Source organism: Pseudomonas fuscovaginae SE-1 (assembly GCF_000364705.1).
GTDB classification, from domain to species: Bacteria; Pseudomonadota; Gammaproteobacteria; order Pseudomonadales; family Pseudomonadaceae; genus Aquipseudomonas; species Aquipseudomonas fuscovaginae_A.
The window spans coordinates 1-304 of sequence record NZ_AQOH01000326.1; the positions used below are offsets into that span (position 1 = coordinate 1).

The 304-nt window shown below is 39.5% G+C and carries 1 protein-coding gene; it reads left to right on the plus strand.

From position 1 onward, the window contains the following. A partial coding sequence (locus K675_RS33220; protein WP_157383996.1) for an AAA domain-containing protein occupies positions 1-304 on the plus strand: 304 nt, incomplete at both ends.

Sequence of the window (304 nt, forward strand, 5' to 3'; positions counted from 1 at the left end):
ATGAAAAAGCCAAGAAACATATACAAAACTTTTTAAAGAGCGAGCTTTTCTTGAGCTCGGACTCTGAATTCATAAAAAACGAAGCTAGATTGTTACTTAATGGACAAATAAACAAAAGATACCCTCTAATAAACCAGCTACTCCGAGCCGCAAACATAGTTTTTTCCACTACAAACTCAGAACAAGTTGAGCGAATGATTAAAGATAGGGCTCAGTTTGATTGGTCGATCATGGAGGAAACAGGAAAAGCAACTGGTCTAGAATTAACCAGTCCCCTCCTGCTCTCTCACCGACGGCTCATGAT